This window comes from Amycolatopsis sp. NPDC114504, assembly GCF_055633595.1.
Map to the genome: position 1 here is coordinate 839087 of NZ_JBVKDU010000004.1, position 13234 is coordinate 852320.

13 protein-coding genes are annotated in these 13234 nt (G+C 69.9%); 5 read left to right on the forward strand and 8 right to left on the reverse strand.

The window, feature by feature from the left end; all coding sequences use genetic code 11:
- Positions 1 to 38: 38 nt before the first annotated feature.
- Positions 39 to 1454 carry an MFS transporter gene (locus tag ACZ7PG_RS33455; protein ID WP_470243134.1) on the reverse strand — a complete coding sequence of 472 codons (1416 nt, stop codon included), beginning with the start codon at positions 1452 to 1454 and terminating at the stop codon, positions 39 to 41.
- Between the two features lie 100 nt (positions 1455 to 1554).
- On the opposite strand from ACZ7PG_RS33455, the gene ACZ7PG_RS33460 reads away from it, so the two are divergent.
- From ACZ7PG_RS33460 to ACZ7PG_RS33475, 4 genes are read left to right on the forward strand one after another with little or no spacing between them, the layout of a single operon-like run.
- Positions 1555 to 2202 carry a bifunctional 4-hydroxy-2-oxoglutarate aldolase/2-dehydro-3-deoxy-phosphogluconate aldolase gene (locus ACZ7PG_RS33460; RefSeq protein ID WP_470243135.1) on the forward strand — a complete coding sequence of 216 codons (648 nt, stop codon included), beginning with the start codon at positions 1555 to 1557 and terminating at the stop codon, positions 2200 to 2202.
- Positions 2199 to 2765 (forward strand): P-loop nucleotide/nucleoside kinase family protein, encoded by a 567-nt coding sequence (locus ACZ7PG_RS33465; RefSeq protein ID WP_470243136.1) that lies wholly within the window; start codon positions 2199 to 2201, stop codon positions 2763 to 2765. The genes ACZ7PG_RS33460 and ACZ7PG_RS33465 overlap by 4 nt, the downstream gene beginning before the upstream one ends.
- Positions 2762 to 3595 (forward strand): shikimate dehydrogenase family protein, encoded by an 834-nt coding sequence (locus ACZ7PG_RS33470; RefSeq protein WP_470243137.1) that lies wholly within the window; start codon positions 2762 to 2764, stop codon positions 3593 to 3595. The genes ACZ7PG_RS33465 and ACZ7PG_RS33470 overlap by 4 nt, the downstream gene beginning before the upstream one ends.
- A gap of 27 nt (positions 3596 to 3622) precedes the next feature.
- A complete protein-coding gene (locus ACZ7PG_RS33475; RefSeq protein ID WP_470243138.1) occupies positions 3623 to 4414 on the forward strand; it encodes an SDR family NAD(P)-dependent oxidoreductase in 792 nt (263 codons plus the stop codon).
- Positions 4415 to 4417: 3 nt separating this feature from the next.
- Here the strand turns inward: ACZ7PG_RS33475 and ACZ7PG_RS33480 are convergent, their stop codons facing one another.
- From ACZ7PG_RS33480 to ACZ7PG_RS33510, 7 genes are all read right to left on the reverse strand, one after another.
- A complete protein-coding gene (locus ACZ7PG_RS33480; RefSeq protein ID WP_470243139.1) occupies positions 4418 to 5230 on the reverse strand; it encodes a sugar phosphate isomerase/epimerase family protein in 813 nt (270 codons plus the stop codon).
- Positions 5231 to 5241: 11 nt separating this feature from the next.
- On the reverse strand, positions 5242 to 6231 hold the full coding sequence (locus ACZ7PG_RS33485; RefSeq protein WP_470243140.1) for a Gfo/Idh/MocA family protein: 990 nt from the start codon (positions 6229 to 6231) through the stop codon (positions 5242 to 5244).
- Positions 6228 to 7118 (reverse strand): sugar phosphate isomerase/epimerase family protein, encoded by an 891-nt coding sequence (locus ACZ7PG_RS33490; protein WP_470243141.1) that lies wholly within the window; start codon positions 7116 to 7118, stop codon positions 6228 to 6230. The genes ACZ7PG_RS33485 and ACZ7PG_RS33490 overlap by 4 nt, the downstream gene beginning before the upstream one ends.
- On the reverse strand, positions 7115 to 7666 hold the full coding sequence (locus tag ACZ7PG_RS33495) for a VOC family protein (RefSeq protein ID WP_470243142.1): 552 nt from the start codon (positions 7664 to 7666) through the stop codon (positions 7115 to 7117). The genes ACZ7PG_RS33490 and ACZ7PG_RS33495 overlap by 4 nt, the downstream gene beginning before the upstream one ends.
- Positions 7663 to 8658, reverse strand: coding sequence for a LacI family DNA-binding transcriptional regulator (locus ACZ7PG_RS33500; protein ID WP_470243143.1), 996 nt, complete (start codon positions 8656 to 8658; stop codon positions 7663 to 7665). The genes ACZ7PG_RS33495 and ACZ7PG_RS33500 overlap by 4 nt, the downstream gene beginning before the upstream one ends.
- A complete protein-coding gene (locus ACZ7PG_RS33505; RefSeq protein ID WP_470243144.1) occupies positions 8631 to 9635 on the reverse strand; it encodes a Gfo/Idh/MocA family protein in 1005 nt (334 codons plus the stop codon). The genes ACZ7PG_RS33500 and ACZ7PG_RS33505 overlap by 28 nt, the downstream gene beginning before the upstream one ends.
- Positions 9636 to 9814: 179 nt before the next feature.
- Entirely contained in the window at positions 9815 to 11500 is a 1686-nt protein-coding gene (locus ACZ7PG_RS33510; protein WP_470243145.1) for a sigma-54-dependent Fis family transcriptional regulator, read from the reverse strand.
- 85 nt (positions 11501 to 11585) lie between these two features.
- Between ACZ7PG_RS33510 and ACZ7PG_RS33515 the strand changes: the two genes are divergently transcribed.
- Entirely contained in the window at positions 11586 to 13226 is a 1641-nt protein-coding gene (locus ACZ7PG_RS33515) for an FAD-dependent oxidoreductase (protein ID WP_470243146.1), read from the forward strand.
- Positions 13227 to 13234 lie beyond the last annotated feature (8 nt).

The following is a 13234-nucleotide window of genomic DNA, read 5'->3' on the forward strand; positions in this document are numbered from 1 at the left end:
ACGCCCCTCCGCAGAGCGTGCAGCTCACGGAGAGCCGCCTACGACACGGAACCCCTCGTCGGGGTGCGCACCGTGGCCTCCTCCAGCCCACCTTCCACGACCTCCGGGTCCTTCAGCGCGACGGTCGCTCGCAGTGTCTTGCTGCCCGTCTCCGGAAGCGTGAAGTAGACGGCGAGGCAGACGACGATGATCACGATCATGTAGAGAGCGACGAACCTGGGGTGCCCGGCGCCGACGAACGCGGCGGCGATCAGCGGGGCCGTGCCGCCGAAGAGGGCGATCACCAGCTGGTGGGAGAAGCCGATGCCGGCCACCCGGACCGATGCCGGGAACAGCTCCGCCTGGATCGTCGGGTACACCGCCTGCCAGATGCCCAGGACGATCCATCCCGACGCGGCCACCACGACGTAGACCCAGAAGCCCGGCCGGTCGAGGAGGAGCAGCAGGGGGTAGAAGAGCACGATCATGCCGACCGCACCCACGACGGGGAAGATCTTGCGCCGGCCGAGGCGGTCCGACAGCGCGCCGCAGATCGGCACGACGATGACCAGCAGCGTGAGCCCGATGACGCTGCCGACCAAGGTGGAGGTCTTGTCCCGTCCGCTGGTGAGCTGGGCGTAGGTGGGCAGGAAGGTCGCCCAGGTGTAGTAGGCCACGGCCGGCGCGGACAGCGCCGCCGTCTGCAGCAGGGCCTTCGGATGCTCACGGAGCAGCGCCATCAGCCGTGCGGGTGCCGACTTCTTGTCGACGAGGGAGCTGGCCTCGAACTCGGAGGTCTCGTCGGCGCGGGCTCGCAGGACGAGGCCGACCACACCCAGGAGGCCGCCCACGAGGAAGGGGATGCGCCAGCCCCAGGCCGCGAGCTCGTCCGGGGAGAAGGCCGAGGTGATGATCGCGGCGGCCCCGGTCGCGGCGAGGGTCGCCAAGCCACTCGCCATGTTCGAGAAGGACCCGAACAGGCCCCTCCTGTTCGGCGGCGCGTGCTCGACCATGAACGAGATGGCGCTCTGCTGCTCGCTGCCGGCCGAGATGCCCTGCAGGATCCGGGCCACCACGAAGAGGATGGGCGCCGCGTAGCCGATCTGTTCGTACCCGGGGGTGAGCGCGATGATCAGGGCGCCGAGCGCCATCCCGGACACGGACAGGGTGAGGATGACCCGCCGGCCGTAGCGATCGGCCAGCGGCGAGACGATGATCCCGCTGAAGGGGCGGACGACGAACCCGATCGCGTACGTGAGCAGCGCCGCGATGAGCGAGGCGAACGGCGAGTGGCTGGGAAAGATCTGCGGAGCGAACACCGCGGCCAGCAACCCGTAGATGTACCAGTCGTACCACTCGACGAAGTGGCCGATCGTGCCCGCCACCAGGTTGACCGGGCGGCGAGGGCGGTCCAGAACCTCGGAGAGCTCGGGAGGGCTTGACGTCCCGGAGGCGTCTGAGGAGTTCGTCGTCATTGAGCGCTCCACAATGAGATCGGTTGCTGAGATCGGTTGCAGAGACCGTAAGGAGCGTGCGAGTATTTGTCAATCACGCTCCCGTCCAGAGGGGACACAGGTGTTCACCAAGCTTGCGACACTGCGCTCGATCGACGAGTCGGGCGCCGTGCTCATCGTTCGGCTGCCCGACGCGGACAGCGCGGAGCGCGTCGCGCACGCCGCGATCGAGGGCGGGTTCCGCGCCCTGGAGATCACGCTCTCCATCCCGGGGGCCGTCGAGCTCATCCGGCGGTTGGCCACGCGGTACGCACCGGACGGGGTCGCCGTGGGAGCGGGAACCGTCCTCGACGGCCACGCCGCGTACGAGTGCATCCGAGCCGGTGCCGCGTTCTTGGTCAGCCCGCAGCTCAACTCCGGGATGATCCGCGTCGCGAACCGCTACCAGGTGCCGACGATCAGCGGGGCCTTCACCCCGACCGAGATCCTCGAGACCGCCGAGGCGGGCGCGGACATCGTCAAGCTGTTCCCCACCGAGAACGCGGGTATCCCCTACGCCAAGGCCGTGCTCGCGCCGCTGGCGCACCTGCCGATCATGCCCGCCGGTGGGGTGACCGCCGAGAACGTCGAGGAGTGGTTCGCCGCGGGCGTGGCGGGGGTCGGCGTGGGCAGCGCCGTCACCAAGGCGTGGCAGCCCGACGGCGACTTCACCCGGGTGACCACCGCCGCCCGCGACTTCCTGACGGCGGTGCGGGACGCGCGCGGATGAACGCGCCGACCCTGCGCATCGTCATCGGCACGGCGGGCTCCGGCAAGTCGACGATCGCCCGGCGCCTCGCGCGGCAGCACGGCGCCGCGTACCTCGACAAGGACGCGATGAGCGCGCGGTTCGTCGAGGCCGCCCTGGTGTCGGCCGGGTACGACCCCGGCGACCGCGAGGCCAACCCGTTCTACCGCGACACCATCCTGCCCCTCGAGTACGACTCGCTGCTCGACGTCGCCGGGGCCAACCTCCGCCTCGGCCGCCCCGTGGTGGTCGACGCGCCCTTCAGCCCCTACCTGTCCGACCCCACCTTCATCACCGCGGCCGCGGAGCGCTTCGACTGGCCGCCGATCGACGTGGAGGTGGTACGGGTCCGCGTCTCCCCGAGGACGCTGCAGGACCGGCTGCGCAAGCGTGGCCTCGAACGCGACCAGGTCAAGCTCGCCCATTGGGACGAGTACTGGGCCGTGCACGGCGGGCTGCGGTGCGCGTGGAGCGGCGTACGGATGTCCGAGCTCTCCAACGACGCGCAGGAGCCAGGGACCGGCACGGATGGAGGCCCCCGATGATCAGCGGAACGACCACGCTCGTCGCGCACCTGGGCCACCCCACGCACACGTTCAAGTCGTCGCTGATCTGCAATCCCTGGTTCGAGAAGAACGGCATCGACGCCGTCGTCGTCCCGATGGGGATCAAGGCCGGGGACTACCCGGGCTTCTTCCGGTCGATCTTCACCCTCACCAACATCCGCGGCGCGCTGGTCACCATGCCGCACAAGGTTGCCACCATGGAGCTGGTGGACGAGATCAGCCCGACCGCCGCGATCGCCGGCGCGACGAACGCCGTCCTGAAGCGCGAGGACGGGTCGCTCCTCGCCGATCAGTTCGACGGCGCCGGCTTCGTCCGCGGCATGCTGCGCAAGGGGTTCGACCCGGCCGGGAAACGCGCGCTGGTCGTCGGCAACGGCGGGGTCGGTTCGTCGATCGCCGCGTCGCTGGCCGGCCTCGGCCTGGCCGGGATCGGCTTGTTCGATCCCGACGCAGCCGCCTCCGAAGCGCTCTCCCAGCGCATCGGCCGGCACTACTCGGACGTGCGGGTCGTGCTGGGGTCGAGGGATCCCGAGGGCTACGACCTGATCGTGAACGCCACGCCCATCGGAATGAACGACGGCGATCCGCTGCCCGTCGACGTCGACCGGATCGCCTCCGGTTCGTACGTCGGAGACGTGGTGCTCAAGACCGACATGACCCCGTTCCTGCGGGCAGCCGGGGACAAGGGCTGCACGATCCAGGTCGGCAGCGACATGTTGTTCGAGCTGATTCCCGCCTACCTGGAGTTCTTCGGCTTCGAAGGCGCGACACCCAACGATCTGCGCGCGGCCGCGCAGCTCCCGTCCTAGTGATTCCCGGCTATTGGAGTGTGCACGATGAGGGCTTTGGTCAGTGGTGGAAGCAGCGGCATCGGCGCGTCCACCTGCGTGAGGCTCGCGGAGGCGGCTCTCGCCCGGGGCGAGCGGCCGCAGATCGCCGTGTGCGGACACAAAGTGACCACCGGTCAAGAACAGATCGTCCGTTCGATCCGGTCACTGGGCGGTACTGCCATCGCATTGGCGGGTGACCTCGGTGATCCCGACGTGCCAGGTCAACTCGTGGAAGCCGCGGTGGCCGAATTCGGCGGCCTGGACGGGCTGGTGGCGAACGCCGGAATCGCGAGCCCCGGCGCGATCTGCGACTTGTCCGTCGAGGCCTGGGACGACATGTTCTCCGTCAACCTCCGCGGCGCGTGGCTTCTCGCCAAAGCAAGCTACCCGCACCTGAAGCGCAGTCGCGGTTCGGCTTGTTTCACGTCCTCGATGTCCGGGCAGCTACCCCATGCCGGATCAGGTGCTTACAGCCCCAGCAAAGCCGCTTTGACGATGCTGGCCCAGACGCTCGCCCTGGAGTGGGCTCCCGACGGTATTCGCGTGAACGTGGTGTCCCCCGGCATGACTCATACATCGATGACCGAGAAGATGTACGCCGACCCCCAGATCAAGAAAGCAAGGGAAGGCATCATTCCGCTGGCGCGAATCGGGGATCCCGCGGACATCGCGAATGTGATCGAGTTCCTGGTGGGCCCGTTGTCGGGTTATGTCACGGGGCAGGACATCTGTGTCGACGGCGGCTTCTCGAAGTCCATTCTCAGCCACATTCCCGGTCGGCCGAGCTCCGGCTCTTGAGAGCTAGATTCCCAGCTTCCAGCCCTTATTTCCGAGGTCGTGCATGGCCTGACTGAACTCATGCAGGGTGTTTTCTTCGCGAATCACCTCGAGCACGACATTGCTTACCCCGCATGTCGCTTCGACAGCGGCCCCCAGCCCTTCGAAATCCACCACTCCAGTGCCGATCGGATCATGACCCCAGGTTTCCAAGCCCGTATCAGAAATATGCACGAGTGCAATAGATTCCTGATGCGAGAGCAAACCCGCCACGGGATCCTCTTCGATGTAGGCGGCATTGGCGACGTCGTACACGATCTTGAGCGCATCATCGTCGACCGTACTGACGATACCCGCCAGGTCCCGAACGGTAGGAGTGAAGCAGTAGGGAGTGTTTTCCAGAAGGAGCCGCGTGCCGGCCTGCTTGGCCAGTGGAATCAGATCGCCCAGGCTCTCGTACATCCATCCGTACGCTTTTTCGAGCGAAGGTGAAATCATCGGGCGCCTGGTACCGGGAGATATCACCACCTCGGGGACATCCCAAGCCACAGCCAAGTCGATCACCGACTTGACGTGTTCGATACTCTTACGACGCATATTCGCACCGGGGCTCGCCAGATTGATGTCATATCCACCGGCATTGAGCGATCGGATACTCGCACCGTAATCACTGAGCCTTGCCTTTATGGCCGAGCGCTCCGAGCCGGCCAGTTCATCCGGCCAACAGTGCGGAGAGCTGATCGGAACTTCGAAAGTCTTGTACCCGTTGTCGACCAATTCCGCAATTGCATCGATCGCCGTCGACGACCATAGATACGAAAACGTGTTGATGATCACGTCGAAATCCCTCACTTCTTGGCGTGGCTGCTCCAGGCCCGTCCCGGTTGCTCGTCGGTGGGGAGCCCGGCGGCGGCGAGGATGCGATCGAGGAGGAGCTGGGTCTTCACCGCGTCAGCCCCGGACGTCAAGGGCTCACCGCGGTCCCGGACCCGGTCCAGGAAGTGGTGAACCGCTCCGGCGAAGCCGAACGTCTGCGTCGCCGTCGCCCAGCCGAAGGCCTCGGGCGACATCTCGCGCACGGTCGTCCCGTCGGGCCGGGTGATCGAGATCCGGTCGGGCGCGGTGACGTTCGCGCTCGTCCCGGCTCCGTGGGCGTCGAGTTTCTCGCTCCAGCCGCCGGCGTCGCGGGCCCCCACGAGCACGCCGGTGTGACCGTTGTCGAACCGGACGAGCGCGGCCACGCCGTCCTCCTGCCAGCGGTCCTCGCCGGCCGCGTGCGCGCTGACGTCGACGGGCTCGCCCCCGCAGTACCAGCGCAGCAGGTCGACCATGTGGATCGCGTTCTCGAAGGTGGCGCGGTACTCGGAGCCCGCCCGGTTCTTCTGGGCGACACAGAAGCTCGCGCCGCTCTGCCCGAAAGCCGCGCGGCCGGCCTCGTACACTGGAGCGAAGCGGCGGTTGAACCCGACCATCAGCACCCGTTCCCGGGCGGCGGCCAGCTCGGCGAGAGACTGCGCGTCCGACGCGCTCGTCGCCAGCGGCTTCTCGCAGAAGACGTCGACGCCGGCTTCCAGCGCGAGACGCGTCGCGTGGACGTGCTCCGACCGGGGCGTGAGGACGAACAACGCGTCCAGCTCCTCCGCCTCGAGCACCGCCTCGACCGTCGGGTAGGCACGGCGGAAGCCCCAGCGCCGCATCAGGGGCTGTGGGTCGTCCTTGCGGGTGACCAGGCCCCGCAGCTCCACGTCGTCGCGCGCGACGAGGGTCGGGAGCTGGGCGATGCTCGCGATGTTGCCGGCGCCCGCCACACCGATGCGCAGCACGTCCGGACTCGTCACGCGGGCACCACCGTGGCGAGCATCTCGCGGAGCGCGAGTGCGGAGTCCTTGAAGCCGATCGCGGGGTCGGGCAGGTCCTGCGGATGCCACCGGTACTCGTACTCGAGTGAAAGCACGTCGTCGTAACCGCGGCGCACGAGCTCCGCGAGGATGTCCGGCCACGGCACGACGCCCGTACCGACGACCCGGGACCGGACGGCGCGTTCCTCGGCCTTGACCCGGGCGGTGTCCGAGGCCCGGAAGGGCGCCTCCGGGTCCTTGAAGACCAGGTCCTTCACGTGCACGTGGCCGACGAGCTCGCCCTGGACGGCAAAGGCCTCCTGCCAGGTCTCGTCGTGGGTGAAGGTCAGGTTGGCCTGGTCGTACAGGACGCGGACGGAAGGGAGGCCGACCTCGCCGACGAGACGGGCGGTGTCGGCGGCGGTCTGCGTCATGGTGCCGAAGTGGTTCTCGACGCAGAGCACGACGCCCGCGTGCGCGGCCTCGGGAGCGAGGACCGTCAGCGCGCTCCGCAGCCGCTCCCAGTGCCGGGCGTGATCGGTGTCCCCCGGGTGCCAGGCGCCGGCGTACACCCGGACGCGGGTCGCACCGACGGTGTGCGCGGCCTCGAGGCACGCGCGGAATTCGTCGATCCCCCGCTGCCGGCTCGCCGCGTCGACGCTGTTGAGGGAGGTCGTGTACGGGGTGAGCGCGACGATCGGGACACCTTCGGCGTCGGCGATCGCGGCGGCCTGCCGCGCCGACCGCGGGTCCGACGGGCTGATGGCCGCCGGGTAGTCGTCCTGGTAGATGACTTCGGCGGCGTCGAGACCGGCCGTGCCGAAGAGGCGCAGCGCTTCGGCGAGGTCACGGCCCGGGGTTCCCAGCGTGTGTCCGGCGATGATCATGAGTGGGGCGTGCTCCTTATGGGCGGGCGGTTCCAGTCCGCCGGGCCGACGAGGTTCGGGGGGCGCTGCACCCGGGACCGGTCCACGAGCTCCATCAGCAGGCCCCAGGGGGTGACGAAGTACGTCCACCGGTTGCCGGCCACGAGGGGGCTGTCGGGACCGACTTCCTTGCGGCCGCCGAGGACCCGGACGTCCGGGATCGTGCCGAGGTGGGCGATCGCCGCGTCGACGTCGTCGACGACGAAGCACAGGTGATGACCGCCCCGGTCGCTGTGGCGAGGGTGCTGGGTCCGCTGGTCCGCGGACTGCCACTCGAACAGCTCGACGTTCAGGTTCGGCGGGAGCCGCAGCATGGCGAGTTCGAGGACCGCGTCCGGCGGGACGTCGAAGTGCGCCGGCATGAACGACGGGTCGGGACCGCGCCGGGAGCGGTAGAGCTCCTCCGCCCCGAGGACCTCGACGAAGAAGCGCACCGCCTCGTCCAGTTCGGGGACCGTGTACGCGGCATGGTCCACGTGACGGAGCCCGGGCAGCAGCCGGCCGGTCACCGGACCGACCTGGTCGAGGAGCGGACGAGCAGCTGCGGCTGGAGCACCACGTGCTCGACCGGGCCGCCGTTCGCCACCTGCTCGGCGAGCCGGATCGCGATGCGGCCCATCTCGGCGATGGGTTGCTGCACCGAGGTCAGGGGCGGGTTGCTGCGGGCGCCGAACGCCAGGCCGTCGAAGCCCACCACCGAGACGTCGCCGGGGACCGACATCCCCCGCGAGCCGAGCGAGCTGATGAGCCCGAAGGCGACCAGGTCGTTGCCCGCGATGACGGCTGTCGGCCGCACGCGGAGGCTCACGAGCTCTTCCGCGGCACGTTCGCCGGCACCGACGCCGACGCCGCTGCTGTCGAGCTCGATCGGCGTCATGCCGTGCTTCTCCGCCAGCGTCCGGTAAGCCTGGCGCCGGTCCGCGGCGGTGTGCGTCCCCGCGATCCCCGAGACGTAGGCGATGGACGTGTGCCCGAGCTCGGACAAGTGGTCCAACGCGAGCGCGATCCCGGTCGCGCTGTCGACGGTCACCGTGGACGTCTGGTCGCCGGACTCGACCCGGTCGATGACGACCAGGCGTTTTCCGAAGCCCGAGGACTCGAACTCGGCGGGAAAGACCCGGGTGTAGGGCGCGATCACCGCGAACGGCGCGTACATCGCGTGCATGGCGTCGAGGTACCGGGCCGTGGCGTCCGCCTCGTTCTCCGTCACGCACAGCACCAGCTGGTAGCCACGCTCCCCCGCGGCGGCCGTCATGGCCTTCGCGAGCTCGGCGAAGTACGGGTTGGTGATGTCGGGGACGATCAGCGGCACGAGGGTGCTGACCTTGGTTCGCAGCGCCTGGGCGAGCGGGCTCATCCGGTAGCCCATTGAGGCCGCCACCTGGCGGACGTGCTCCAGGGTCTCCCGCTTGACGGCCTCGGGGCGGGAAAACGCCCGCGAGACCGTCGACCTGTGGACCCCGGCTGCCGCCGCTACCTCATCGATGCTGGGTGTGGACACCGGTTTCTCTCCTGTCGGCCGTGCGCGTACGCGTCCCAGATGACAGCCATCGTGGTCTCGAGATCGCTGATGCGCGGGAGGTCCACGAAATCATGTCTCAGCTGCTCGGCCACCCGGTCGACGAACAATCCGTACAACGGGTCGCTGTCCACGACCAAGACCGCGGTCTCCGTGACGCCGTCGACGGAGGTGAACGACGCGTTCCCGTCGGACCGGACGGTCGCGGTCCCCGCGGCGCCGATCCGCATGAAGGAGCAGTGCCGCTTCAGCGGCGACCCGGGGAAGGCATATCCCACCTCGATGGTGGCGATCCGTCCGTCGGCCGTGGTCAGCGTCATCGACGCGTAGTCCTCGACGTCGCGGCGGTGCAGCGTCGACGACAGGGCCGCCGTCACCGCCACTTCCGCCGTACCGGCCGAGCGGAGGAAGAGATCCACGAAGTGCGGAGCGAGGTTGACCAGGCACCCGCCGCCGGCGCGCTCGGCGTCGAGCATCCACGGGCTGCCGCCGGCGAGGTAGCGGTCGGGCGGGCCCGCGATGAACTGGACGCTCTCGTACACCGAGCGGCCGGCTCTGGCCAGCCAGCGGTCGGTCGGGCCGCCCCGCTGCACGAGAGGCACGGCGATCGGTACCCCGGCGGCGTCCGCGGCCGCGCGGACGTCGACCAGCTCTTCCAACGAGACCCCGGCCGGCTTCTCCACGACGAGCGGGATGCGCCGGGCGACGAGAGCGAGGCAGACCTCGCGCATCTCGTCGTGCGGGACGAAGACGTACGCCAGCTCGGCGTCCCCGTGGGCCGCAAGCACTTCCTCCCAAGACTGGTAGAGAGGTGCGTCCCAAAGACGCGCGAGGTGCTCCGTGCGCGACGGGTCGGGGTCGCTGACCCCCACGACATCGTGCCGCTCGGCGATCCGGTCCGCGCACAGGGGCACGTGCCAGTGCGACGTACCGAGGATGATCGTCTTGGCTTCGTTCATGTCCGCGCACCAGGAGCAGTGGTCATGAACCCTCATTGAGATCGGTTGCTGAGATCGGTTGCAGAAAAGTTAACGGACGACCATCCCCGTGTCAACCAGGGACCGAACGGACGGGTGACTCGGAGAGCGGAACACCGGACGGCTTCCACCTGAGTTCGAGGTGCGCCGCCGGTGAACGATCACTTGAGCCGGTAACGCCGTAGCTTGCGGTAGAGCGTCGCGCGGCCGATACCGAGCAGCGCCGCCGCCTGGACGCGGTTGCCGTCCGCCGCGAGCAGCGCGTCCGAGATGGCCAGCCGCTCGACCTTCTCCAGCTCGGTCAACCGCGGATCCACCCGTGCCGAGCGCAGCCGTCCCGGGAGGTGGCGTGCGCTGACGGTCGGGCCGGCGGCCTCCGCTCGCGCCGACGCGATCACGGCCTTCAACTCGGTGACGTTGCCGGGCCAGTCGTGGCGCTGCAACATCGCTCGCGCGTCCTGCGTGAGGTGCGCGCCACCGCCGAACCGCCGTGCGAGCTCGGGGATGTCGGCCGTCCGCTCGCGCAGGGCGGGCACCCGGATCTCGACCGGCGACCATCCGGTGCGCAGTACTTCCGCGCCTCCCGGGCGGGTACCGGTGGTCAACGTCGCGATCACCCGCCCCGGATGCTCGGTGAGAAGGGAAGCGAGCCGACCGGCGAGGCTGGGGCGCAGGCGTTCGACGTGACGCAGCAGCACCGCACCGGCAGGTTGTGCGAGCGCCTCCCGCCAGCCGTCGTCGTCCGCCGCGTCGAGGACGACGGGGTCGCCGAGTACGGCACGGGCCACTTCGGTCTTGCCCACGCCCGGTTCGCCGAACAGCACCATCGGCCGGGAGCCGGCCCTCGCCACGGACCGCTCCAACGACCGCCAGGCCGGCGAACTACCGGACAGCCCCGCGTCCGCGAAGAGCGAAAGCCTGGCGTGCCGGCGCGCCGGACGCGGCCGGGGTGGTTCGACGACGACCAGCAGGCCCCCGCCGTCACCCGGCAACGCGGGGTGGAGGCGGACCTTCACCCCGTCGTCCAAGATCAGTTCGGTCGTCGGCAATGCGCCGTCCCGGGCCGCCTCGATCGCGTAGGACTCCAACGTCTCGATGTCGCGCGGCCGCAGCAAGCCTGCGACGGCATCGCTGACCAGCCTGGTCCGGCCGTCCAGCACGGCGATCGGGTACTTGCCGGGCCCGGCACGCAGGTAGGCCTCGAGCAGGCGGTGCTCGTGCGCTGACACGGCGTGCACCAGCTCGCGCTCGATCGCCCCGGTCGCCGTGGTCGTGATCGCGTGCAGCACCCGCAGCGGCGCGTCGAGCTCGCACACCACCGCGACCGCGCCGACGACTCCGCGCGTGACCGGGTCGGTCACGGGAGCGCCCGCGCACACCGTGTGCTGGTACAGCTCGAAAAGGTGCTCGGGGCCGCCGATCACGCACGGACCGCCCGTGTCCAGGACGTGGCTGATCCCGTTCGTCCCGGTGGAACGCTCCGACAGGTCCGTCCCCAGCCGGGTGCCGATCCGGGTGAGGTGGGCGCCGACTGCCTCTTCGTCGGCCCAACAGCCGACGACGCGGGCGTGCCGGTCGCCGAGCACCACCGCGGCGCCGAGCCCGGCCAGGTCGCCGGCGAGCTTGGCCAGCACCGGGGTCGCGGCGCGGACCAGCGGGGTCTCCAGCGAGACGGGCACGGCGGGCACGTGGTCGCGGGTGACGTCCAGCTCGGCGAAACACGACCGGCGCCACGCCGCGGACAGCCACGCGGGCAGGTCTTCCGGCAGCCGCCGGTCGGTGAGGAAGAGTTCCCTGGCGCGGCGCAGCCGGGCGACGCCGTCGCGCGTGTCGATCTCGTAGCCCATCCGTGGTCACTCCATTGTGGTCACCGGACCGCCTGTCTCATTGTGAGACAACCGCGCACGTCGCCGGCCCGTCAAGGTTGGGGGCATGACGACGGATTCCGTACCTCGCCGGGAGACTGCCCGGCCGGCGCCGCTCACCTCCGCGGACGTCGAAACCGATGTGGTCGTGGTCGGCGGCGGCGGGGCCGGGCTGCCCGCCGCGCTGTTCAGCCGGTGGCTCGGCAACGACGTGGTCCTGCTGGAGAAGGCGCCCGAGCTCGGCGGCACGGCCCGCAAAGCCGCGTTCTGGTACTGGGTACCGGACAACGAGCCCATGCGCGCGCTCGGCATCGAGGACCGGTTCGATGACTTCCTCCGCTACGTCGCGCGCCTCTCCCAGCCGACCCGGTACGACCCGGACAGCCCGACCGCCGGTTTGACCGCGTGGGAAGCCGACATGGTCCGCGCCATCCACACGAGCGCGAGCCCCGCCGCCGAGCTGCTCGCCGAACGCGGGGCGCTGACCTACCGGCACTGCCCGGACGTGCCCGACTACTGGTCGGAGCTGCCGGAGGACAAGGCGCCGACCGGCCGCGTGCTGGTGCCCGCCGACGCGCGGGAGTCGATGTCCGACGGCGGTGTGCGCGCGGTCGAGCAGATGTCCGCAGCGGCCGAGCGTGACGGCGTCGACGTGCGCACGGGACACCGGGTCCAGCGGCTCATCCTCGACGGCGGCCGTGTTGCCGGGGTCGAGGCCACGACGGCGGCCGGGGACACCGTCCGGGTGCTCGCGCGCAAGGGCGTTGTCTTCGCGACCGGCGGCTTCACCCACGACGACCAGCTGCGCCGCGAGCACCTCGGCGTGCCGGCCTATCCGGGGTGCGCGGCGATCACCAACGAGGGCGACTTCCTGCGCATCGCGTCGACCGTGGGCACGCAGCTCGGCACCATGAACCACGCCTGGATGTGCCCGGTGCCGCTGGAGAAGGTCGGGCGGCCCGACCTGGTCGGCATGTTCTCGGTGGCCGGCGACTCGATGATCTTCGTGAACCGGCACGGCGAGCGCGTCGCCAACGAGAAGCTGCCCTACAACGAGGCCGCGCGGACGTTCTTCCACTGGGACCCGGCCACCGGGAGCTACCCGAACCTGGTGCTCGTCCAGCTCTGGGACCAGCGCAGCCAGGACCACTCCGCCAGTGACGAGTACGGCCGCCTGATCGTCCCGCCGGGTACCGACGACGCCCACGTGCTCCAGGCGCCGACCCTCGACGAGCTCACCACGAAGATCCGCGAGCGGCTCGCCTCCCTCGCCGCCGAGACCGGCGGCTTCACCCTCGCCGACGACTTCGCCGCGAACCTGCCGGGGACGATCGACCGCTTCAACAAGTTCGCCGCGAACGGCAAGGACGAAGACTTCGCCCGCGGCGAGACCGCCATCCAGCTGGTGTTCAACGGCCCGGTGAAGGACGAGCCCGGCCGCGCCAACCCGACCCTGTGGCCGATCAGCACCTCCGGGCCCTACTACGCCGCATTGGTCACCGGCGGCACGCTCGACACCAAGGGCGGCCCGCGCACCGATCCGGACGGGCGGGTGCTCGACGACCTCGGCGCCCCGATCCCCGGCCTCTACGGGGTCGGCAACTGCGTGGCCTCCGCGTCGGGCCGCGCCTACTGGGCCGGCGGAGCGACGCTCGGGCCGATCATCGCGTTCGCCTACCGGGCCGCCCACGCCGTCGACCAGGCCTGACCGGTCGC